Raw genomic sequence first — 1,836 nt, 5'->3', positions numbered from 1 at the left:
CGCACGTCGGCGCAGCTCAAGCGGGTAACGGGAAGGTCGTGCCATGACTCGATCCTTTCATGAAATCGAGCCTCCACCTGACCCGGGGCGGTTCAGCTGCTGGTTTTCGGTGCTGGGTGGGCTGATTTTGGTGAGGTAGTCGGCGAGAGAGTGGAGGATCTCGTCGGCGGTCTTGGTCCAAGTGAACGGCTTCGGGTTCTCGTTCCAGGTGTCGATCCAGGCGGTGATGTCCTTCTCCAGGGCTTTCACGGAGGTGTGGACGCCGCGGCGGATGAGTTTGTCGGTCAGCAGGCCGAACCACCGCTCGACCTGGTTCATCCAGGAAGAGCCGGTCGGGGTGAAGTGGACGTGGAAACGGGGGTGTTTACCCAGCCACGTCTTGATCTCGGCGGTGTTGTGGGTGGCGTAATTGTCACAGACCAGGTGGACGTCGAGTCCGGTGGGCACGGCCTTGTCGATCCGGATCAGGAACTTCTTGAACTCGATGGCGCGGTGGCGGCGGTGCAGTTCCGATATGACGGTGCCGTCGGCGATGTTGAAGGCGGCGAACAGGCTGGTGATCCCGTGCCGGTAGTAGTCGTGGGTGCGGCGTTCTGGCATGCCCGGCATCATCGGCAGTACCGGCTGCGAGCGGTCCAGTGCCTGGATCTGGCTCTTTTCATCGACGCAGAGAACCACCGCCTTCTCCGGCGGATGGTGGTAGAGGCCGACGACGTCGACGACCTTGGCGACGAACTGCGGGTCGGTGGACAGTTTGAAGGAGTCCTGCAGGTGGGGCTTGAGGTCGAACTTCTTCCAGATCCGCCCGACGGTCGATTTCGACAGCCCACTGTGCTTCGCCATCGAGGCACGCGACCAGTGCGTGTCCTTGCCCGGGACGGACTCCAGAGTCGCCACGAGTACGTCCTCGACCTGGTCGAGCAGGACCGAGGGCGGCCTGCCGGGGCGGGGCTCGTCCGTCAGTCCGTCCAGACGCAGGGTGATGAACCTGGAGCGCCAGCGGTTCACCGTCGCGTGGGCGATCCCGAGTTCGGCCGCGACCTCCTTGTTTGTCCCGCCCTCCGCACACCGCAGCACGATCTTCGCGCGCAGGGCCAGGAACTGCGCGGTCTTCGCCCGCCGTGCCCAGCGCGTCAGCTCCGCGTGCTCGGCTTCGCTGAGCACCAGGTCCGGCTTGCGTCGGCCCGGCCGCGGCTCATCCGCCAGACCCGCCAGCCGCCGGGCCACGAACCGCGAACGCCACTTGCGCACCGTCTCCACGGACACCCCGCAGTCCGCCGCCACAGCGGTATTTGACGTCCCGTCCGCACAGGCCAGGATGATCCGCGCCCGCTCCGCCGCACGAGCCGGCACCCCGCCACCCGCCCAGCGCAGCAACTCCGCACGCTCCTCAGCGGACAGCACGACTTCGACAGCACGAGGGCCTCTACGCGACATGAAAACAGCCTACAGACTTAAGTCTGCCTTTTCTGGCGCATCACACTAGTACTCCAGTTGCACTTCTCCATTACTGCTGGTCAACGGCCTGGCGGTGGGGAGTGTAGTGGTCTGGTGACGGGTGCGGGACGGTCTTGGCGGACCGGTGGCCCAGTAGGTGGCCGAGGGCGGCGAAGAGGTCTTCGTGGGGCCGACCGCTGCGGTGGGCGGTGCGGGCTGCGATCGAGGTGAACCTGTCGATGGATCGCGCGCAGGCGTCCGAAGCCGCAACTGGCGGGCCGTCGATTGGTAGCTCACTTCGAGCTAACTGATCGTTTCAGAATGAGGTCCGGAGTCGTCTCAAGCAGATGATGCTGCAGGCGAGTTGGAGCAGTCCGAGGTGGAGGTCAGCGCGTATCT

At 65.1% G+C, this 1,836-nt stretch carries 1 protein-coding gene; it reads right to left on the bottom strand.

Features of this window, described 5'->3' with window-relative positions; genetic code table 11:
- Positions 1–57 precede the first annotated feature (57 nt).
- The gene (locus ACFVYE_RS47230; RefSeq protein ID WP_389609770.1) at positions 58–1,437 is read right to left on the bottom strand and encodes an IS630 family transposase; all 1,380 of its coding nucleotides are present in this window, start codon (positions 1,435–1,437) and stop codon (positions 58–60) included.
- Between the last annotated feature and the right edge of the window lie 399 nt (positions 1,438–1,836).

Source organism: Streptomyces sp. NPDC058239, assembly GCF_042882185.1.
In the GTDB taxonomy this organism is placed as follows: domain Bacteria; phylum Actinomycetota; class Actinomycetes; order Streptomycetales; family Streptomycetaceae; genus Streptomyces.
Note: the sequence above shows the minus strand (reverse complement) of the source record. Positions and strands in the feature narration are given on the sequence as shown.